General features: G+C 68.3%; 19 protein-coding genes. 12 read left to right on the top strand and 7 right to left on the bottom strand.

Translation table 11 applies throughout. The features are described from left to right. The first annotated feature begins 558 nt into the window (after positions 1–558). On the top strand, positions 559–3159 hold the full coding sequence (locus AC1RN0_RS12695) for a TonB-dependent receptor (RefSeq protein WP_492787804.1): 2601 nt from the start codon (positions 559–561) through the stop codon (positions 3157–3159). A 73-nt stretch (positions 3160–3232) separates the two neighbouring features. Continuing rightward, on the top strand, positions 3233–4909 hold the full coding sequence (locus AC1RN0_RS12690; protein WP_492787803.1) for an alkaline phosphatase D family protein: 1677 nt from the start codon (positions 3233–3235) through the stop codon (positions 4907–4909). A gap of 129 nt (positions 4910–5038) precedes the next feature. Here the strand turns inward: AC1RN0_RS12690 and hisI are convergent, their stop codons facing one another. After that, positions 5039–5440, bottom strand: a complete 402-nt coding sequence (gene hisI / locus AC1RN0_RS12685) for a phosphoribosyl-AMP cyclohydrolase (RefSeq protein ID WP_492787802.1) — start codon at positions 5438–5440, stop codon at positions 5039–5041. A 42-nt stretch (positions 5441–5482) separates the two neighbouring features. On the opposite strand from hisI, the gene AC1RN0_RS12680 reads away from it, so the two are divergent. After that, positions 5483–6367 (top strand): DUF817 domain-containing protein, encoded by an 885-nt coding sequence (locus AC1RN0_RS12680; protein ID WP_492787801.1) that lies wholly within the window; start codon positions 5483–5485, stop codon positions 6365–6367. Positions 6368–6471: 104 nt separating this feature from the next. On the opposite strand, the gene folE is transcribed toward AC1RN0_RS12680, so the two are convergent. Then, positions 6472–7104 (bottom strand): GTP cyclohydrolase I FolE, encoded by a 633-nt coding sequence (gene folE, locus AC1RN0_RS12675; RefSeq protein WP_492787800.1) that lies wholly within the window; start codon positions 7102–7104, stop codon positions 6472–6474. 165 nt (positions 7105–7269) lie between these two features. Here folE and cysS point away from each other — a divergent pair, with 165 nt between their 5' ends. Together cysS and AC1RN0_RS12665 are read left to right on the top strand one after the other, a co-directional pair. Then, complete coding sequence (cysS, locus tag AC1RN0_RS12670; protein WP_492787799.1) at positions 7270–8652, top strand: cysteine--tRNA ligase; 1383 nt, start codon at positions 7270–7272, stop codon at positions 8650–8652. Between the two features lie 164 nt (positions 8653–8816). Next, positions 8817–9266 (top strand): SRPBCC family protein, encoded by a 450-nt coding sequence (locus AC1RN0_RS12665; RefSeq protein ID WP_492787798.1) that lies wholly within the window; start codon positions 8817–8819, stop codon positions 9264–9266. A gap of 81 nt (positions 9267–9347) precedes the next feature. On the opposite strand, the gene AC1RN0_RS12660 is transcribed toward AC1RN0_RS12665, so the two are convergent. Then, a complete protein-coding gene (locus AC1RN0_RS12660; RefSeq protein WP_492787797.1) occupies positions 9348–9632 on the bottom strand; it encodes a GIY-YIG nuclease family protein in 285 nt (94 codons plus the stop codon). A 728-nt stretch (positions 9633–10360) separates the two neighbouring features. On the opposite strand from AC1RN0_RS12660, the gene AC1RN0_RS12655 reads away from it, so the two are divergent. From AC1RN0_RS12655 to AC1RN0_RS12640, 4 genes are all read left to right on the top strand, one after another. Then, a complete protein-coding gene (locus AC1RN0_RS12655) occupies positions 10361–10813 on the top strand; it encodes an iron-sulfur cluster assembly scaffold protein (protein ID WP_492787796.1) in 453 nt (150 codons plus the stop codon). Between the two features lie 58 nt (positions 10814–10871). Further along, positions 10872–11114, top strand: a complete 243-nt coding sequence (gene yidD, locus AC1RN0_RS12650; protein WP_492787795.1) for a membrane protein insertion efficiency factor YidD — start codon at positions 10872–10874, stop codon at positions 11112–11114. Next, positions 11111–13030: a threonine--tRNA ligase gene (gene thrS / locus AC1RN0_RS12645; RefSeq protein WP_492787794.1), complete on the top strand. Its 1920-nt coding sequence runs from the start codon at positions 11111–11113 to the stop codon at positions 13028–13030. Before yidD ends, thrS begins: the two co-directional genes overlap by 4 nt. Positions 13031–13218: 188 nt before the next feature. Then, on the top strand, positions 13219–13995 hold the full coding sequence (locus AC1RN0_RS12640; protein WP_492787793.1) for an alpha/beta fold hydrolase: 777 nt from the start codon (positions 13219–13221) through the stop codon (positions 13993–13995). 122 nt (positions 13996–14117) lie between these two features. Here the strand turns inward: AC1RN0_RS12640 and AC1RN0_RS12635 are convergent, their stop codons facing one another. Further along, positions 14118–14744 carry a glutathione S-transferase family protein gene (locus AC1RN0_RS12635; RefSeq protein ID WP_492787792.1) on the bottom strand — a complete coding sequence of 209 codons (627 nt, stop codon included), beginning with the start codon at positions 14742–14744 and terminating at the stop codon, positions 14118–14120. Positions 14745–14887: 143 nt separating this feature from the next. On the opposite strand from AC1RN0_RS12635, the gene AC1RN0_RS12630 reads away from it, so the two are divergent. After that, positions 14888–16579 carry an acyl-CoA dehydrogenase family protein gene (locus tag AC1RN0_RS12630; protein WP_492787791.1) on the top strand — a complete coding sequence of 564 codons (1692 nt, stop codon included), beginning with the start codon at positions 14888–14890 and terminating at the stop codon, positions 16577–16579. A 41-nt stretch (positions 16580–16620) separates the two neighbouring features. Here AC1RN0_RS12630 and AC1RN0_RS12625 read toward each other — a convergent pair whose 3' ends face one another. The 3 genes from AC1RN0_RS12625 to AC1RN0_RS12615 are packed head-to-tail and all read right to left on the bottom strand — an operon-like array spanning position 16621 to position 18138. Continuing rightward, positions 16621–17223 carry a TetR/AcrR family transcriptional regulator gene (locus AC1RN0_RS12625; protein WP_492787790.1) on the bottom strand — a complete coding sequence of 201 codons (603 nt, stop codon included), beginning with the start codon at positions 17221–17223 and terminating at the stop codon, positions 16621–16623. A 55-nt stretch (positions 17224–17278) separates the two neighbouring features. Next, positions 17279–17926 carry a TetR/AcrR family transcriptional regulator gene (locus tag AC1RN0_RS12620; protein ID WP_492787789.1) on the bottom strand — a complete coding sequence of 216 codons (648 nt, stop codon included), beginning with the start codon at positions 17924–17926 and terminating at the stop codon, positions 17279–17281. Further along, positions 17923–18138, bottom strand: a complete 216-nt coding sequence (locus tag AC1RN0_RS12615; protein WP_492787788.1) for a hypothetical protein — start codon at positions 18136–18138, stop codon at positions 17923–17925. Before AC1RN0_RS12615 ends, AC1RN0_RS12620 begins: the two co-directional genes overlap by 4 nt. Positions 18139–18461: 323 nt before the next feature. Between AC1RN0_RS12615 and AC1RN0_RS12610 the strand changes: the two genes are divergently transcribed. Both AC1RN0_RS12610 and AC1RN0_RS12605 read left to right on the top strand, forming a co-directional pair. After that, a complete protein-coding gene (locus AC1RN0_RS12610; RefSeq protein WP_492787787.1) occupies positions 18462–18668 on the top strand; it encodes a twin transmembrane helix small protein in 207 nt (68 codons plus the stop codon). A 4-nt stretch (positions 18669–18672) separates the two neighbouring features. Continuing rightward, positions 18673–19251: a cob(I)yrinic acid a,c-diamide adenosyltransferase gene (locus AC1RN0_RS12605; protein WP_492787786.1), complete on the top strand. Its 579-nt coding sequence runs from the start codon at positions 18673–18675 to the stop codon at positions 19249–19251. Positions 19252–19341: the final 90 nt, after the last annotated feature.

Here is a 19341-nt window from a genome sequence, read left to right as displayed (position 1 = left end):
TCGAAATGCAACCTTGAAGACTGAAACGATGCATTCCGATGCACAGGTCGTGCGCCACGGCGCCTCTCGACGACCGCTGTTACGCCTGCCCGCACCAGGCGGCGGCGCCTATACCCCGATGACGCTCTGCAAGGACCGGGAACGGTCCGCTCACGGAAGTCCGGTCCATGAAACTCGCTCCGATCGTCATCGCCCTGGCCGCTCTTGCCGGCGCCGTAACCCTCCTCGCGACCGCGCCGTCCCACGCCCGGATCGCAACCGTCCAGGTCGCCGCCGCGACCTAGCCTGGATCGTCGCGCCGTCGCCCCCCGACGGAGGTTCGACGCGACGACGGCGGGACGCCTTCCCCCGAGGGCGTCCCGCCCCCCCTTCGCCCCGGCCGGACGCCTCCGGCCGGGGCATCTTTTTTGGGCAGGGCGCCTCGCGGCGAGGCGTTCCGGCGCGAGGTTCTGTGGATATCCCGCCCCCTTCGCCCCTCCGTCGCCGGACTGTCTTCCCGCTGTCACAGCCCCTCGCTAGGCCCGGCTGATCATTGATCACGTTCGAGGGGATACGAACATGACGCCGACCTTCCGCCGCCTGCTGCTCTCCGCAGCGGGGCTCTCCGCCCTGTTGACCGCCACCGCCGCCGCCGCCCAGGAGACGGCCGCGCCGACGGACCTGCAGGAAATCGTCGTGACCGCGCAGAAGCGCGAGCAGGCCGCCATCGACGTGCCGATGGCGCTGACCGCCTACAGCGGCGAACGCCTGCAGGCGCTCGGCGTCGAGGACTTCGCCGACCTGTCGAAGATCACGCCCGGCTTCGAAGTCCAGGACCAGTCGCCCAACAACCCGGGCTTCGTGATGCGCGGCATCACCTCGGACTCCACCGACAGCTTCTCCGAGGCGCGCGTCTCGGTGTTCCAGGACGGCGTGTCGATCTCCAAGGCCCAGGGCTCCTATGTCGAGCTGTTCGACCTGGAGCGGGTCGAGGTGGCGAAGGGGCCGCAGTCGACCCTCTACGGCCGCGGCGCGCTGATCGGCGCCGTCAACGTCATCCAGGCCAAGGCCAGTCCGGCCGCCTTCGACGCCGCCGCCCGGCTGGAGTTGGGTGATTTCGCCTACCGGCAGGGCGAGGCGATGGTCAATCTGCCGCTGTCCGACACCCTCGCCCTGCGCATCGCCGGCCGCGTGCGCCAGCGCGACGGCTATGTCGAGAACGGCCTGGGCGGCGACGCCTTCCAGTCGGTCGACAGCAGCGCCCTGCGCGTTTCGCTCGGCTTCCGGCCGGCCGACACCTTCCGCGCCGACCTGATCGTCAACTGGCAGCAGGACCAGCCGACCGGCACCGCCTTCAAGAGCGGCGGCTTCTCGCCGACCAACCCGACCACCGGCGCCATCGTCGGTGGCCGCGATCCCTGGAGCCCCGCCACGCTGGCCGCCCCGGCCGGCTTCGTCGGCAGGCCGCTCGGCGTCGACCGCACGGTTCAGGGCGTGACCGGCCTGATGAGCTGGGAGATGTCGCCGGCCTTCACCCTCAGCTCGATCAGCGCCTACCGCGAGTATGACTCGGTGGAGGTCTACGACCCGGACGGCCTGTCGCTGGCCATCCTGACCGGCCAGAACCACGGCGAAGGCAAGCAGTGGAGCCAGGAGCTGCGGGTCAACTATGACGCCGGCGGCCGTCTCAAGGCCTTCGCCGGGGCCGACGTGTTCCGCGAGGAGGGGACACAGGTCCTGCCGCTGCAGTTCGACGAGCGCATCGGCCTGGCCGTCCTGACCGGCCAGCTCAACGCCGGCGCCGCCGGATCGGGCCTGCCGTCGACCACGCCCGCGCCGCTGGCCTACTTCGGCAACACCGCCTTCACCGGCGCGCTGATCCGCGGCCTGGTCGCCAGCCTGACCGGCAACGGCATCGTGCTGTCATCGCCGCAGGCCCAGGCGATCGCCGCCAACCTGCGCTCAAACCACGTCGAGACGGCCACCAACTCCAGCGAACTGACCTCGGTCGACCTGTTCGCCGACGCGACCTTCGCGGTCACCGACAGGTTCGAACTGTCGGCGGGCCTGCGTTACACCCGCGACGACAAGGACACCGGCTTCGCCTCCAGCGTCACCGGCCGCAGCGTTCTCGGCGGCGCGATCGGCGCGGCCCAGCTGTACAGTTCGGGCCAGGCCCTCATCGCCACCGGCGTTCCCGCCCAGGTCGCCCAGGGCAACATCCTGGTCGCCCAGGCCAACGGCATCCTCGGCGCCCTGGCCAGCCCGGCGGTGCAGAGCTTCCCGGCGTCGGCCCTGCCGATGTTCGGCCTGACGTTCCAGCCCACGGCCAACAACGGCGACACGGAGACGGCCTCGCTCAACGACGACGGTTTCACCTGGCGGCTCGTCGGGCGTTACGCCCTGAGCGACGACGCCAACCTCTACGCCAGCTACGCCCGCGGCCGCCGGCCGCAGGTCCTGGCCACCGCCGGTCCGGCCGCGCCCTACGGCGCCGCGCGCTTTCAGGCGGTCGAGGCCGAGACGGTCGACAGCTACGAGGTGGGCGGCAAGTTCGCCCTGCTCGACGGCCGGCTGCGCCTCGACACCTCGCTGTATTTCTACAACTACCAGAACTTCCAGACCGTCGAGCAGCAGGGCACGCTGTTCGTCATCAGCAACGCCGGCGAGGCCAGGTCCTACGGTCTGGAGAGCCAGGTGGAATGGCGGGCGGCCCCGGGGCTCGACCTCTACGCCACCTACGCCTACAGCCACGCCCGGTTCGACGGCGGCGCCTATGACGGCAACCACTTCCGCCTGTCGCCCGACCACACCCTGTCGGTCGGCGCGTCCTGGACGTTCGACGCGCTGGGCGGGACCTTCGACGTGCGGCCCAGCTACAGCTGGCAGTCGAAGGTCTATTTCGACGACAACAACGACCTGCCGGCCTTCCAGCAGACGCCGCGCGTGTTCGTCGCCGACAATGTCCAGGACGAGGTGCAGGACGCCTACGGCCTGGTCGATCTGCGGGTGACCTTCCGGCCGGACAGCGGGAACTGGACGCTGGGCGCCTTCGTCACGAACCTGACGGACGAGCCGTACATCATCGACGCCGGCAACACCGGCGACTCGCTGGGCCTGCCGACCTTCATCGCCGGCGCGCCGCGCATGACGGGCCTCAGCATCGGCTGGAAGTACTAGGACCGACTGGACGGGCCGGGACGGGCGTCGCACTGTCCCGGCCAACCAGAAAAGACGAGACGGGGAAACGACCATGGCGATCAACAGACGCGGCCTGCTGGCCATGCTCGGCGCGGGCGCGGGCGCGGGGGTGGCGGCCGGCCCGGCCCAGGCGACCAAGCTGGCGTCGGCGACCTACAACCACGGCGTCGCCAGCGGCGACCCGCTGCAGGACCGGATGGTCTTCTGGACCCGGATCACCACCCCCAACAGCCTGCCGATGACCGGCAGGCTGCTGATCGGAACGACGCCGGACCTGAAGGGCGCGCGGTCGGTCGCGGTGACCGCCGCGTCCGAGCGCGACTGGACCGTCAAGGCGGACGTCGACGGCCTGAAGCCGGGGACGGACTACTTCTACCGCTTCGACTTCGACGGCCACCTGTCGCCCGTCGGGCGGGCGCGCACCCTGCCGGCCGGGCCGACGAAGGACGTGGTCCTGGCGGTGGCCTCCTGCTCGCTCTATCCGAACGGCTATTTCAACGCCTATGGCGCGATCGCCAGGCTCGACCGGGTCGACGCGGTCGTGCACCTGGGCGACTACATCTACGAATACGGCGGTCCGGGCTCCTACGGCGACGAGACCGACCGGGGCCTGCATCGTCCGCATGACCCGCCGCACGAGATCCTCACCCTGGCCGACTACCGCCGGCGTCACGCGCAGTACAAAACCGATCCCCAGCTGCAGGCCGCCCATCTCAAGGCGCCGTGGATCGTCGTCTGGGATGACCACGAGGTCTGCAACGACACCTGGAAGGGCGGCGGCGAGAACCACAATCCCGACAAGGGCGAGGGCGACTTCGCCACGCGCAAGGCCGCGGCGCTGAAGGCCTACTACGAGTGGATGCCGATCCGCGAGCCGGAGTCGGGCCGGACCATCGAGATGATCAACCGGTCGTTCCACTTCGGCGATCTGGCGTCGCTGATGATGGTCGAGACGCGCCTGACGGCCCGCTCGCACCAGCTGAGCTACGCCGAGGACCTGCCGATCGTCGACGGCAAGCCGGACGCGGCGGCCTTCAAGGCCAGGTGGCTCGATCCGGAGCGCCGGCTGATGGCTCCCGACCAGCTGGCCTGGCTGGCCGGCGAGCTGAAGGGCTCGGTCGACGCCGGCCGCACCTGGCAGGTGCTCGGCAACCAGATCGTCATGGCGCGCGTCGCCAGCCCGGACTTCCGCGCCCAGATGGGCGAGGCGAAGTTCGGCGAATTCGTCGCCAGCCTGCCGGAGGAATACCGCAAGCCCGTGGCCCAGCTGTCGGCGCTCGGCGCCTTCGGCCTGCCCTACAATCTCGACGCCTGGGACGGCTATCCGGTCGACCGCGAGCGGGTGCTGGGCGCCTGCAAGGCGGCCGGGGCCCATCCTCTGGTGCTGGCCGGCGACAGCCACGCCTACTGGGCCAACGAGCTGCATGACGCGGGCGGCGCGCTGGTCGCCGCCGAGTTCGGCACGACCGGCGTGACCAGCCCCGGCGCGGGCGACGTGATCCAGGGCGTGCCGCTGAACCAGGGCTTCGAGGAGAAGAACCCCGAGGTCGTTTTCACCGACCACAGCGCCAAGGGCTACATCCTGCTGACCCTGACGAAGGCCGAGGCGAAGGCGGAGTACATGGCCGTCTCGACCATCCTGTCGCCCGACTACACCGTCGCCCCGATGCGGACGTTCACGGTGACGCCGGTGGCCGGCGGCGGGGTCAGCGGGCTGAAGGCGGTGTGAGCGCTGTGCGTGCTTCGAGACGCGGACCTGAGGGTCCGCTCCTCAGCATGACGAGCTTTGGTGCGGTCGCCCTCTCTTCGTCATCCTGAGGAGCGAGCCTCAAGCGAGCGTCTCGAAGGACGCACAATCCTACCCCCGCTCCTCCAGCGTCCCGCCCTGCACGGCGACGCGATAGAAACACGACCGGAAGCCCACGTGGCAGGCGCCGCCGTCTCCGCGCGGACGGACTTTGATCAGCACCGCGTCCTGGTCGCAGTCGACGCGCAGTTCGACGACGTCCTGCAGCTGGCCGCTGGTCTCGCCCTTCTTCCACAGGGCGTTCCTTGAACGGCTGAAGTAGTGCGCCTGTCCGGTGTCGAGGGTCAGCTTGAGCGCTTCCGCATTCATCCACGCCAGCATCAGCACCTCGCCGGTGTCGGCGTGCTGCGCCACGGCGGCGACCAGGCCGGCGGCGTCGAAACGGGGAGCCAGCACCGGCCCGCGCTCCAGCGCGGCGGTGTCGGCGGCGGTCGGAAACAGGGGCTCGCTCATGGAGTCATATGGCCTGACGGCGGCGCCCAGGGCCAGAGGGATATGAACCTCAACCTCCGCATCAAGGCGGCCGTCGCGGCGCTGGACCGGCGGGCAAGGCCGTGGGCCGGACGGTCGCGCTGGCATGGCTTCGCCTACGAATTCCTGCTGTTCGGGCTGAAGCAGGCCTGGGCCTGCCTGTTCGGCGGGCTGATGCTGGGGCTGCTGGTCGGCACGCGGCTGCTGTGGCCGGCCGACGCGGCGCTGCACCGCTACGACTTTCTGGTGGTCGCGGCGCTGGCCCTGCAGTTCGGTCTGCTGGCCCTTCGGCTGGAGCGGCCGGAGGAGGCGCTTGTGATCCTGATCTTCCATGTCGTCGGCACGGTGATGGAGATCTTCAAGACGGCCCACGGCTCCTGGATCTATCCCGAGCCCAGCCTGATGCGGATCGGCGGCGTGCCGCTGTTCTCCGGCTTCATGTACGCCTGCGTCGGCAGCTACATGGCCCGCGCCTGGCGGCTGTTCGACATCCGCTTCGACGCCTATCCGCCGGTCTGGACCACCTGGGTGCTGGCGGTGGCGGCCTATCTCAACTTCTTCAGCCACCACTACCTGCAGGACCTGCGCTGGCCGCTGTTCGTGCTGTCGGCGGCGATCTTCGGCCGGTCGTGGTTCCGCTTCACGCCGGACCGCGCCGCGCGGCGCATGCCGATGCTGCTGGGGTTCGTGCTGGTGGCGCTGTTCATCTGGCTGGCCGAGAACCTCGGCACCTTCGCCAACGCCTGGCGCTATCCGTCACAGGCCCACGGCTGGCGGCCGGTCGGCCTGGCCAAGCTGGGCAGCTGGTATCTGCTGATGCTGCTGAGCTTCGTGCTGGTGTCGACGGTGCACCGGCCGAAGGGCCCCGACAGCCGTCATCCTGGGCCTTGTGCCCAGGACCCCTCATGAAGCGTTCCGAACGCATCAAGCTGGATCACCGCCCGTGCGGCGTCGCGAGGGGTCCTCGCCACAAGGGCGAGGATGACGGGGTTGGTTTGCGGGGGAGGAAGGTCCTAGCCCCGGTTCACGAAGTCCAGGAAGCGCTGGCGCAGCGTCGCGTCGGTCTTGAACACGCCGCGGAACTGGGTGGTGATGGTGGTCACGTGGCGGTGGTGCACGCCGCGGGTGGTCATGCACTGGTGCGCCGCGTCGATCAGCACCGCGACCCCGGCCGGCTTGAGGCTGTCGCAGATCGCGTCGGCGATCTGCTGGGTCATGGTTTCCTGGGTCTGCAGGCGACGGGCGAAGATCTCGACCACGCGGGCGATCTTGCTGATGCCGACCACGCGGTTGGTCGGCATGTAGGCCACGTAGGCCTTGCCCAGGAACGGCGCCATGTGGTGCTCGCAGTGGCTCTCCACCTCGATCTCGCGCAACATGACGATGTCGTCATAGCCCTGCACGTCCTCGAAGGTGCGGCTGAGTTCCTTGGCCGGGTCGGCGGCGTAGCCCTCGAACCATTCGGCGTAGGCGTCGACCACGCGCTTGGGGGTGTCGATCACGCCTTCGCGGCGGGGATCGTCGCCGGACCAGGCGATCAGGGTCCGGACGGCTTCCATCGCCTCTTCGCGCGACGGGCGCCGGGCAGGTTCAAGATCAAGACCGGCGTTGCCGACCAGGGTTCGCTCGCGGCTCATGGCGTCCATTTCGAGAGGGTCTTCCCGGGGCTGAGTTGCGCCGGAGCGCCTGTCGCTCCGGAATGACGCGTGCCACCCCACTCACAGCGCGAGCAGCCGTGGCTTCGCTCGCGCCTGAAAGCTATATGGGGCGCACCGGCGACCCGGCAAGCTCTTACCCAACGTCAGACGGACATGACCCTGAAGCTCTATGACACCATGGCCCGCGAAAAGCGGCCCTTCGTTCCCGCCGATCCCCAGCGGGTGACGATGTACGTCTGCGGGCCCACGGTCTACGGCTACGCCCATATCGGCAACGCCCGGCCGGTCGTCGTGTTCGACGTGCTGTTCCGGCTGCTGCGATACGTCTATGGCCAGGACCGGGTGGTCTACGCCCGCAACGTCACCGACGTGGACGACAAGATCAACAAGAAGGCGGTCGACGAGGGCGTCGATATCCGCGTCATCACCGACCGCTATCTGGCCGCCTACCAGGAAGACATGGGCGCGCTCGGCGCCCTGTCGCCGACGCTGCAGCCGCGGGCCACCGAGAATATCGACGCCATGCTGGCGCAGATCGGCGCCCTGATCGAGCGCGGCGCGGCCTACGCGGCCGAGGGCCATGTGCTGTTCGACACCCAGAGCTTCGCCGATTACGGCAAGCTGTCCGGCCGGCCGATGGACGACATGGTCCAGGTCGCCCGCGTCGATCCCGCCCCCTACAAGCGCCACCCGGCCGACTTCGTGCTGTGGAAGCCGTCCAAGCCGGGCGAGCCGGAATGGCCCAGCCCCTGGGGCGCCGGCCGGCCCGGCTGGCACATCGAGTGCTCGGCGATGATCGAGGCCGTGCTCGGTCTGCCGATCGACATCCACGGCGGCGGCATCGACCTGCAGTTCCCGCACCATGAGAACGAACTGGCCCAGGGACGCTGCGCCCACGGCATCCCCGTCTACGCCAACTACTGGATGCACAACGGCTTCCTCGACATGGCGGGCGAGAAGATGAGCAAGAGCCTCGGCAACGTCATCATCCCGCACGACCTGCTCAAGACCATTCCGGGCGAGGTGCTGCGCTGGGCCCTGCTCAGCGCCCACTATCGCCAGCCGCTCGACTGGACCGGCGAGCTGATCGAGCAGAGCCGCAAGGCGCTCGACCGGCTCTACGGCGCCCTGCAGCGGGTCAAGGGGCTCGACGCCCCGCACAGCCCGCCGCCGGCGGCCTTCCTCGAGGCCCTGTCCGACGATCTCAACACGCCCAGGGCCTACGCCGAGCTGTTCGGCCTGGCCAAGACGCTGGAGACGGCCCACGGCGACGCCAAGGTCCAGGCCAAGGCCGACCTGCTGGCCGCCGCCAACCTGCTGGGTTTCCTCGACGCCGATCCCGACGTCTGGTTCGCCGGCGGGGCCGACGATGCGCTGCGGGAAAAGGTCGAGGCCCTGCTGGAGGCCCGGGTCGCGGCACGCGCGGGCAAGGACTGGCCCGAGGCCGACCGCATCCGCGGCGAGCTCGACGCGCTCGGCGTGATCGTCATGGATTCTCCGACGGGCGCGACCTGGCGGTTGAAAGACCCCGCATAGGTCTCTCAAATACTGCTCATCCCGGCCCCCGGGTCGCGCTTGCGCGCGCCCGAGGATAAACTCCGGCCGGGACCCAGGCTTTTTCTGAAAGCCTGGGGCGGTGGCGGAATCAGAGTCAAAAACACCTGGGTCCCGGCCTTCGCCGGGATGAGCGGAATAGGGATATGGCGGTCAAGCTAGAGCGCAGAATAGGCATCCAGGCGCCCGACGAGATCGTCTGGGAAATCCTTTCGGATATTTCCGGCTGGGGCGACTGGACCGGGATCTATCCCGCCGCCCAGGGCGAGATCCGCATCGGCAACCGCTGGACCCTCGAACTGGCGCTGCCCGGCGAAGCGCCGCGCACGATCAACCCGGTGATCCTCGACTGGGCGCCCTACGACCATATCCACTGGCGGCACGACCTGCTGCGCGGCTGGGCCCGGACGGTGCGCTACCTCGAGATCGAGAAGATGGGCGAGGAGAACGTCATCTTCTCCAACGGCGAAATCTTCGACGGGACGCTCGGCCCGTTCATCGCCCGCCGCCTGCGCCGCAAGCTGCTCGACGGCTTCGAGTCGATGAACGACGTGCTCAAGGCGCGCTCCGAAGCCCTGTGGGCGGACCGGAAATAGCCCCATTCATTCCGCTCATCCTCGCGGAAGCGAGGAACCAGGTTTACGGCCGGTGCACGCACGGCAGGGGATGTCTGGCGCTCAGCAGATCTCCGGATACAGGTCCCGCCATCCGGGATTGGTCTTTTCGATCAGTTCGATCTTCCAGGCCCGGCGCCAGACTTTCATCTGTCGCTCGCGGCGGAAGGCGTCGTCGCGGGTCTCGAAGGCCTCGTACCAGACCAGCATCTTCACGCCGTAGCGGCTGGTGAATCCCGGGATCAGGCCCTCGCGATGTTCGCCGACCCGTCGCACGATGCTGTCGGTGGATCCGATGTAGAGGGGCCCGTTCCGCTGGCTCGCGAGGATGTAGACGTAGAAGGCCATGACGGTGCTCGTGCGCGCTTGTCACCAATACAATTTTAGAGGGTATAAATACAGGAAGCAATCTTCGGGGCATTTCTTATCGAGGAGCCAGACATCCCTTGAGGTGCGTGCACCGGCCGTAAACCTGGGTCCTCGCTTCCGCGAGGATGAGCGGGGAGATGGGGAGGGCGCACCTCGCGCTGGCGGTGGAACGGGCGGGCGGATTCCAAGGGGTGTTTGGTTTCCGGAGTCGACCCTAAGCGGACGCTGGGGATGGCGACCGGATGACAGGGAAATGGGACATCGCCAGCATTGCGCCTCCCACGAACAGAAGCATTCCCAGGATGCCGGTCAAGTAAGTGAGCCGCACACTCGCCCGATCACCGGTCGCCTTTTCGTAGGCGGCGGATACCCCGGCAAAATAGAACCGAGCGAAGTAGTATGACTTGGTTAAATCGGGGGCGAGCGAGTTCTCGATCACATAGCTACGAATTTTAGCGGCTCTCAGCGAAGAGTAGATCGCCAGAACGGTCCCGAGGCCACATGCGGGGACACCAAGAACTACTGCGGGGTCTAAGGGCATATGCAAAACCGAGACGACTGCATGGTGATGGTAGCTGCCCCGCCGTCAGCTTTCCACCCGTAGCGGACTCTGCCGCCACAGTGTCTGAAGTCCCTATGCTCGCCCCCCAAATGGCAGAGGATGCGGTGCGGTGCATGTCTCCGTTGCAGTTGCTATATCCCCTCCCATGATCGACGACCTCTACAGCGCCCGCATCCTCACCCTGGCGGCGAACATGCCGCACGCCGGGAGGCTGGCCGCGCCGCAGGGGTCGGCGGAGAAGGTCGCCAAGCTTTGCGGCAGCCGGATCGTCGTCGATGTCGACCTGGACGCCGCCGGCAAGGTCGCGGCCTTCGCCCAGGACGTCCAGGCCTGCGCCCTCGGCCAGGCGTCGGCGGCGGTGCTCGGGGCCAATGTCATCGGGGCCGGGCTTGACGAAATCTCAACCGCGCGCGATCAGCTTGCCGCGATGTTGAAGTCCGGCGGGCCCGCGCCTGCCGGACGATTTGAGGATCTGGCCGTGCTGGCGCCCGTGAAGGACTATCCCGCCCGACATGCCTCGACGCTTCTGGCGTTCGAGGCCGCGGTGGCGGCTGTCCGTCAGGCCACGACACGAACTAGCGGCGCCGACGCGGCTTGATCGCGCGCGCTGGCGCGTCGATAAGCGCCGGGACTCGTTCACCCACCCTCGTGTCGGCATGACCCTCTACGAACGCAGCGTGACGCTGGCGCACCGCGCCTACAAGCTGACGCTGTCCCCGTTGATCGGACGCCAGTGCCGCTTTCTTCCGACCTGTTCGGACTATGCGCGCGAGGCCCTGATCACGCACGGACCGGTTCGCGGCGGCTGGCTCGCCACGAAGCGTCTGTGCAGCTGCCATCCCTGGGGCCGCTCCGGATTTGATCCGGTGCCGCCACGAAAGTGCGAACCAGAACCATGATCGACCTGATCTTCCCCGACGGCTCCGTCCGTCAGTATCCGCAAGGCTCCAGCGGCCGCGACGTGGCCACGGCCATCTCGCCCTCGCTGGCCAAACGCACGCTGCTCGTCCGGCTGGACGGAAAGCTGCTCGACTTCGACCGTCCGCTGCCCGGCGGCGGCAAGGTCGAGTTCGTCGACCGCAACGACCCCGACGCGCTGGACACCATCCGCCACGACACGGCCCACGTGCTGGCCGAGGCGGTGCAGGAGCTGTTCCCCGGCACGCAGGTGACGATCGGCCCGAACGTCGAGGATGGCTTCTACTACGACTTCGCCCGCGACGAGCCGTTCAGCACGGACGACTTCGCGGCGATCGAGAAGCGCATGGCCGAGATCGTGGACCGCGACGAGAAGATCGTCCGCGAGGTGTGGGAGCGCGACAAGGCGATCGCTCACTTCAAGGCCATCGGCGAGAACTACAAGGCCGAGATCATCGAGGGCATCCCGGCCGACCAGGACGTGACGCTCTATCGCCAGGGGAACTGGGCCGACCTCTGCCGCGGGCCGCACCTGCCGTCGACGAAGCATGTCGGCAAGGCGTTCAAGCTGACCAAGCTGGCCGGCGCCTACTGGCGCGGCGACCAGAACAACGCCCAGCTGCAGCGCATCTACGGCACGGCCTGGGCCACGCCGGAAGACCTCGCCGCCTATCTGCTGCGCGTCGAGGAAGCCGAGAAGCGCGACCACCGCAAGCTGGGCCGGTCGATGGATCTCTTCCACATGCAGGAAGAGGGCCGGGGCATGGTCTTCTGGCATCCCAAGGGCTGGCAGCTGTGGCGCACGCTCGAGGCCTACATGCGCCGCCGGCTCGACGCGGCCGGCTACATCGAGGTCAAGACGCCTCAGGTGCTGGAACGGACGTTCTGGGAGAACTCCGGCCACTGGGACAAGTACCGGCCCAACATGTTCGTCTGCGAGACGGTCGAGGGCGAGGTGCTGTCGCTCAAGCCGATGAACTGCCCGGGCCACGTGCAGATCTTCGGCGTCGGCCAGCGCTCCTACAAGGAGCTGCCGATGCGCATGGCCGAGTTCGGCGCCTGTCACCGCTACGAGCCGTCCGGCGCCCTGCACGGCCTGATGCGGGTGCGCGCCTTCACCCAGGATGACGCCCACATCTTCTGCCGCGAGGACCAGATCGTCGAGGAGACGGAGAAGTTCATCCGCCTGACGAAGATGATCCACGCCGACCTCGGCATGGAGACGAAATACATCGCCCTGGCCACGCGGCCGGAAATCCGCGCCGGCTCGGACGAATTCTGGGACAAGGCCGAGGGCATGCTGGCCGAGGCCGCGCGGCTGGCCGGGGTCACGCCGGTGATCGCCGAGGGCGACGGGGCCTTCTACGCCCCCAAGCTGGACTTCATCGTCCAGGACGCGATCGGCCGGGAATGGACCTGCGGCACGCTGCAGCTCGACTATGTGCTGCCCGAACGGCTCGGCGCCGAATACATCGCCGAGGACGGCTCCAAGCAGCGCCCCGTGATGCTGCACCGGGCGATCCTCGGCTCGTTCGAGCGGTTCATCGGCATCATGATCGAGAACTACGCCGGGCGCTTCCCGATGTGGCTGGCGCCGGTGCAGGCCGTGGTCACGACGATCGTCTCCGAGGCCGACGACTACGCGAAGGAGGTCACGGCGAAATTCCGCGCCGCCGGCCTGCGCGTCGAGGTCGACCTGCGCAACGAGAAGGTCGGCTACAAGATCCGCGAGCACAGCGTCGGCAAGGTGCCGGCCATCGCCGTGGTCGGCCGCAAGGAGGCCGAGGAGGGCAAGGTCGCCATCCGCCGACTCGGGTCGCAGGACCAGACGATCGTGACGGTCGAGGAGGCCATCGCCCTGCTGACCGCCGAGGCGACGCCGCCCGATCTGCGCTGACGGGGCAGGGGGATACGCCTTTGGGTCTGTATCCCCCGGTCGCAGGACCTGCCGCGTCCGGCCGCGGGGGCGTTGATGTCGCCGCCCGGCCGCTTTCCGCTTGACCCCCGGCCCCCCGGCGCCACTTTGCCGGTCCGGGAGACTCAGATGATGCCTGTGGCGCGATACAGCTTGCCGGATCAGGGCTGATGGTCGGTTTCACCACCGCCGACGGCGTGACCATCGCCTACGACGACACCGGCCCGGCCGGCGCCGCGCCGCTGCTTCTGATCCACGGCTTTTCATCCAACCGCCAGGAAGCCTGGAAACGCACCGGCTGGTACGCGGCCATCGCCCAGCGCGGCCAGCGGCTGATCGCGCTCGACCTGCGCGGCCATGGCGAAAGCGACAAGCCGCATGACCCGGCCGCCTATGGCCGCGAGACGCTGGTGCGGGACATCGTCGCCCTGCTCGACCATCTGGGCGTCGAGTGGGCCAATGTGTTCGGCTATTCGATGGGCGCCCGGCTGGCGCTGAAACTGGCCATGACCGAGCGCGAGCGGGTCGGCTACCTGATCCTCGGCGGGGTCGGCGGCAGGCTGTTCGATCCTCCCCCGCCCGGCGACCCGATGGCCGTGGCGATGGAGGCGGACAGCCCCGACGCCGTCACCGAGCCGATGCTGAAGAGCTTCCGCCAGTTCGCCGACGAGCAGGGCGAGGACCGGCTGGCGCTGGCCGCCTTCAGCCGCGGCGCGTCGAACCCGATCACGCGGGCCGACCTGCTGGCGGTCTCGGCGCCGACTCTCGTGGTCGCCGGCTCGCGGGACGAGCTGGCCGGAGACCCGCAGGACCTGGCCGACGCCATTCCCGGTGCGAAGGCGGTGGGCCTGGTCGGCTGCGACCACTTCAACGCCATCCCCCACGGTCTGCTGAAGGCGACGGTGTTCGATTTCCTCGACGGCTATCTGGACGATCCGCTGCCGTAGGGTGCGTGGTTCGAGACGCTCGCTTGCGGCGCGCTCCTCACCATGACGAACAGAAGCGCGAACCACCCCTGCCCGTCATCCTGACGAGCGGACCCTCGGGTCCGCGTCTCGAAGGACGCAAACTACCGCCCCATCAGGTACGGACCGCCCTTGTCGAGCGCCGCCTGCCAGGCCGGGCGGGCGTGGATGCGTTCGATCCAGGCGGACATGTTCGGATAACCGGCGAGCTTGCCGAACGCCTTCAGCACCTCCGGGATAAAGCTCATCTGCGCGTCCGCGCCGGTGGGGCCGTCGCCGATCAGCCAGTCGCGGCCGGCCAGAGCGCCCTCGATGTAGCTCATGTGGTTGGCGATCTCGCTCTCGATGCGCGGGTGCAGCGGCGCGCCGGCCTCGCCCAGGCGCATGACGTACATGCTCAGCATCAGCGGCAGCATGGCGCTGCCCTCGCCGTAGTGCAGCCACTGCAGGTAGGACTCGTGGTCCGCCGTGCCGGGCGCCGGGGCCATGCGGCCGCCGCCGTGCCGGCGGATGATGTAGTCGATGATCGCGCCCGACTCGATGACGGTGTTGTCGCCGTCGGTGATCACCGGCGACTTGCCCAGCGGATGGACAGCTTTCAGCTCGGGCGGGGCCAGGCGGGTTTCGGAATCGCGGCTGTAGAACCTGATCTCGTAGGGCGCGCCCAGTTCCTCCAGCAGCCAGAGGATGCGCTGCGAGCGCGATTCATTGAGATGGTGAACGGTCAGCACGGCGTTTTTCCCTGTATTTCCGATTGTTCGGCAACATAGGGCTCGCCTTCGGCGTGGCAAATTCTACCTGTGTCCGGGCCAGATTGTGTGCGCTTGCGAAATGCATATAGTGCGCCGCAACAAATTTCGGGGAGAAAGAACCCATGACCGCCGCCGCTGTCGACGCCACGCCTGAGTCTCTCGTCCTGCCGGGCCTGACCGCCCTGCTGCAGCAGGCGGCCGACGCCGCCGGGGCGTTCGTCGCCGACGCCAAGGGCGCGGTGAAGGCGCGCGTCTCCAGCGGGGGCAAGATCGACCGCGTACTGGCCGACGTCGAGCAGCACGCCGTGCACGGCTACGGCTGGTACGCCAGCTACGCCGAGCTGCTGAACCAGGTCGCCGGCTGGGCCGCGCGGCTCGAGGCGGACGGCGCCTTCGGCGAGACCGAGGCCCTGCTGGCCCAGCTGCTGTTCGCTGAATACTGCACCCAGCTGGTCGGCGGGATCCCGATGAACCAGGGCGAGATGATCCGCCCGGCTGACCTGACCGCCAGCCGCGACACCATGAACCGCCTGTTCGCGCCGGCCCTGGTCCAGCTGATGACCCAGGGCGGCGGCCAGGCCGTCAAGACGCGCGTCGCCGATCTCGTCGCCGCCGCGCGCGGCAAGCCGACCGTCGAGAAGACCGGCCTTGACGAGACCTTCGAGATGATCCGCGACCAGTTCCACGGCTTCGCCGAGGAGAAGGTCGTTCCATTCGCCCACGGCTGGCACCTGCGCGACGAACTGATCCCCATGGAGCTGGTCAAGGAACTCGGCGACCTCGGCGTGTTCGGCCTGACCATTCCGGAAGAGTATGACGGCGCTGGCCTGGGCAAGACGGCCATGTGCGTGGTGTCCGAGGAACTCAGCCGCGCCTGGATCGGCGTCGGCTCTCTGGCCACCCGCTCGGAGATCGCCGCCGAGCTGATCCTGACCGGCGGCACCGCCGAGCAGAAGGCCGAGTGGCTGCCCAGGATCGCCACCGCCGACATCCTGCCGACCGCCGTGTTCACCGAGCCCAACACCGGCTCCGACCTCGGCAGCCTGCGCACGCGCGGCGTCCGTGACGGCGACACCTATGTCGTCACGGGCAACAAGACCTGGATCACCCACGCGGCCCGCGCCGATGTGATGACCCTGCTGGTCCGCACCGACCCGAACACCACCGACTATCGCGGTCTGTCGATGCTGCTGGCCCCCAAGCTGCGCGGGGATGACGCCAACCCCTTCCCGACCGACGGCATGAGCGGCGGCGAGATCGGCGTGATCGGCTACCGCGGCATGAAGGAATACGAGATCGGCTTCGACGGCTTCACCGTGCCGGTGGCCAACCTGCTGGGCGGCGTCGAGGGGCAGGGCTTCAAGCAGCTGATGGCGACCTTCGAGAGCGCCCGCATCCAGACCGCCGCCCGCGCCGTCGGCGTGGCCCAGCGCGCGCTGGAGCTCGGCCTCAGCTACGCCCTCGACCGCAAGCAGTTCGGCGGGCCGATCTTCGGCTTCCCGCGCGTGTCCAACAAGCTGGCCATGATGGCCTGCGAGATCATGGCCGTGCGCCAGCTGACCTATTTCGCCGCCCGCCAGAAGGACGAGGGCAAGCGCTGCGACCTTGAGGCCGGCATGGCCAAGCTGATCGCCGCCCGGGTCGCCTGGGCCGCCGCCGACAACGCCCTGCAGATCCACGGCGGCAACGGCTTCGCCATGGAATACGAGATCAGCCGCGTGCTGGCCGACGCCCGCATCCTCAACATCTTCGAGGGCGCCGGCGAGATCCAGGCCCAGGTCATCGCCCGGCGGCTGCTGGAAGACGCGAACTGAGCTTCGGAGGGGACACGTACCTTCGGTACATGTCCCCTCGACTAAGGCCGCAGCCCGTTGAAGATCAGCGCCACCTGGCGCTCCATCAGCGCGGTCATGTGCGCGGCGTCGGCGCCCTTCTGGGCCGCGAGCCGGTAATTCCAGGCGTAGGCGGCCATCAGGGTGTCCAGCACCAGATCGCAGTCGCAGTCGGGCCGCACTTCGCCGCGCGTGACGCCGTCGCTGATCATCTCGATCAGCATGGTCTTGAACCGGGCGTTGCGGCCGAACGGGATGGTCGAGGGTTCCAGCGACGGGCTGAAGGACGCCGCGACGTGGGCCAGGAACAGCTTCACCCGCCGGCATTCGAAATCGTAGTGGATGGCGAACACCGAGCTGATCCGGTCGACGACCGAGCCTCGCAGATGCCGGGCGACCCGGTCGAGTTCCGAATAGAGGGCGTCGACCCGGTCATCCATGACCTGGCTGAGCACGTCGGCTTTCGAAGCGAAGGTGGTGAAGACGCTGCCGACGGAGACACCCGCCCGTTCCGCGATGGCGCGGATGGTGGTCTCGTCGTAGCCGATCTCGTTGAACAGGTCGCGCGCCGCTTCAAGGACCTTGCGGCGCGTGCTCTGCTTCTGCGTCTCTCGAACGCCTGCCAACCGATCCCCCCCGGGAGTGGCGGCGCCCGGATCCGGACGCCGCTCGATGTCCGCTCTAGGCTTTCACGCCCGCCAGAACCAGATCGATCCGATCGGCGAGCCTGTCGGTCTGGATCTCGACAGAAAGGCCGTCAAAGGCGGCGGGCCGGTAGCCGGCGAGATACAGATCCCAGAGCACGTCGGAGACGAGCCGCAGGTCAAAGCGGCGGGTCAGTTCGCCGCGTTCGACGCCGCGTTCGAGCACTTCCATGACCAGGCCCCGCAGCGGGCGCAGCGATTCGCGGCGCAACTGCTCGGCTTCCGGCGTCCGGGTCCAGGACGCGGCCAAGGCCGCCTGAATCAGGGGCAGCTGGGCGTTGTGGGCGCGGTAGGCGGCGCTGAACATCGCCACCAGGGCCTCGCGAGCCGTCGGGGCGGTGGCCGCGGCGTCGCGCATGGGATCGAACAGCGCGGCGAAGTCCTCGCTCAGGATCGCGTCGAACAGCTCCGGCTTGTCGGTGAAGCTGGCGAACACCGCGCCGGTGGACATGCCGGCGGCGCGGGCGATGTCACGGATCGTGGCGCCTTCGTAGCCGCGCTCGATAAACATATCGCGGGCGGCCTGGAGCACCTTTTCACGGGTTTGTTGCTTGGCCATCGCGCGGCGGGTCAGCTTCTGCGGCCGCAGGGACGGCGCATTCATGCGCATCGGAATATGATTCATTGGACCGCCTCCAAACGGGCCAGCGCCTCTTCGGCGCGCTTCTCAAACTCAACGCAGTATTCGTCGACGACCTTCTGCAGGACGTCGGCATAGCGCCGGGCCAGCTCGCGACCGTCCTGCGCGGCGTCGCGCAGGTCCATGATCAACTGCCGGACCTCGGCAATGGTTTCATCTCTTTCCGCGCCTGGGACGGCGGCGGCGACTTGGGGCATGCCCATGACTTCTCCGTCTCGTCCTCCCCGTTGTGGTGAAATTCCACGCGATCCACGGTGAGGAGGTGATCGCGTTCATTGAACATGCTCAGTGAGCGTTGGGTTGCGGCGTCTACAGTGAACGCCGTTAGGGGTCAAACACAAATTTAGTGGCCGGATTCAGGTCGAATCTCGTTAACCAGGCCCGAAGTCATCGCTAGCTGCGTTCCCTGAACGATAAAATGCGACAGATTTACCCAATGAACGTATTCGCTCAATTCGGGTTGCGACCGATTGTCGCCGCCCCGGTGGCCGGACCGGGCGCCGCGCGCTAGGTTGGGGCCATGGACAAGCTGTTCGACATTCTCATCCCGATCTCGCTGGCCGCCGTGCTCCTGGCCCTGCTGGCCGGTCTCTACGCCCTGTTCAGGGGCGGCGACTTCGGCCGCTCCTATTCGAACCGGCTCATGCGGCTGCGCGTGCTGCTGCAGTTCATCGCCATTCTGATCCTGGTCGCCGCCCTGTGGTGGCGCACCAGCCACGCGGGCTAGCGGCTTGGTCACCCTCAACCGCATCTACACGCGCACGGGCGATGACGGGGTCACCCGGCTGGCGACCGGCGAGCCTGCCCGCAAGGACAGCCTGCGCGTCGAGGCCTATGGCGGGGTCGACGAGACCAACGCCTGCCTGGGTCTGGTGCGGTTGCACACGGCCGGCGACGCCGTGCTCGACGCGATTCTCGGACGGATCCAGAACGACCTGTTCGATCTGGGCGCGGATCTCGCCACCCCCGACCGCGGCAAGCCGGTCGAATGGGAACCCCTGCGCATCCTGCAGTCCCAGGTCGACCGGCTGGAGGGCGAGATCGACCTTCTGAACAGTGAACTGTCGGAGTTGACGTCGTTCGTCCTGCCGGGCGGCACGCCGGCGGCGGCGGCCTTGCACCAGGCGCGGACGGTCTGCCGCCGGGCCGAGCGGACCTGCGTGGCCCTGGCCGCCGAGCCGGACGAGCCGGTCAGCGCCGCGGCGATCAGATATCTCAACCGGTTGTCGGACCTGCTGTTCGTCGCCGGCCGCTGGGCCAACGACAAGGGCGCGGGCGACGTGCTGTGGGTTCCCGGCGGCAGCCGGTAGTTCAGAACCCTCTCCGCTCTCCCGGGCGAATGCCGGGACCCAGTTCAACGGGCCCAGGCGGCTCGCCGTTCAGCCCTGAGTTCTGTCATC

Source organism: Caulobacter sp. GW821-FHT12F03 (assembly GCF_058806855.1).
The sequence above is the reverse complement of the archived record's forward strand: the minus strand, read 5'-3'. Positions and strand labels throughout refer to the sequence as shown.

Coding starts and splice junctions, on each gene's coding strand:
- folE (WP_492787800.1), bottom strand. CDS start 7,104: ATGGACGCCATGAGCCGCGAGCGAACCCTGGTCGGCAACGCCGGTCTT.
- AC1RN0_RS12630 (WP_492787791.1), top strand. CDS start 14,888: ATGACCGCCGCCGCTGTCGACGCCACGCCTGAGTCTCTCGTCCTGCCG.
- AC1RN0_RS12695 (WP_492787804.1), top strand. CDS start 559: ATGACGCCGACCTTCCGCCGCCTGCTGCTCTCCGCAGCGGGGCTCTCC.
- thrS (WP_492787794.1), top strand. CDS start 11,111: ATGATCGACCTGATCTTCCCCGACGGCTCCGTCCGTCAGTATCCGCAA.
- AC1RN0_RS12680 (WP_492787801.1), top strand. CDS start 5,483: ATGAACCTCAACCTCCGCATCAAGGCGGCCGTCGCGGCGCTGGACCGG.
- AC1RN0_RS12665 (WP_492787798.1), top strand. CDS start 8,817: ATGGCGGTCAAGCTAGAGCGCAGAATAGGCATCCAGGCGCCCGACGAG.
- AC1RN0_RS12620 (WP_492787789.1), bottom strand. CDS start 17,926: ATGAATCATATTCCGATGCGCATGAATGCGCCGTCCCTGCGGCCGCAG.
- AC1RN0_RS12610 (WP_492787787.1), top strand. CDS start 18,462: ATGGACAAGCTGTTCGACATTCTCATCCCGATCTCGCTGGCCGCCGTG.
- AC1RN0_RS12660 (WP_492787797.1), bottom strand. CDS start 9,632: ATGGCCTTCTACGTCTACATCCTCGCGAGCCAGCGGAACGGGCCCCTC.
- yidD (WP_492787795.1), top strand. CDS start 10,872: ATGACCCTCTACGAACGCAGCGTGACGCTGGCGCACCGCGCCTACAAG.
- AC1RN0_RS12655 (WP_492787796.1), top strand. CDS start 10,361: ATGATCGACGACCTCTACAGCGCCCGCATCCTCACCCTGGCGGCGAAC.
- AC1RN0_RS12615 (WP_492787788.1), bottom strand. CDS start 18,138: ATGCCCCAAGTCGCCGCCGCCGTCCCAGGCGCGGAAAGAGATGAAACC.
- AC1RN0_RS12690 (WP_492787803.1), top strand. CDS start 3,233: ATGGCGATCAACAGACGCGGCCTGCTGGCCATGCTCGGCGCGGGCGCG.
- AC1RN0_RS12640 (WP_492787793.1), top strand. CDS start 13,219: ATGGTCGGTTTCACCACCGCCGACGGCGTGACCATCGCCTACGACGAC.
- hisI (WP_492787802.1), bottom strand. CDS start 5,440: ATGAGCGAGCCCCTGTTTCCGACCGCCGCCGACACCGCCGCGCTGGAG.
- cysS (WP_492787799.1), top strand. CDS start 7,270: ATGACCCTGAAGCTCTATGACACCATGGCCCGCGAAAAGCGGCCCTTC.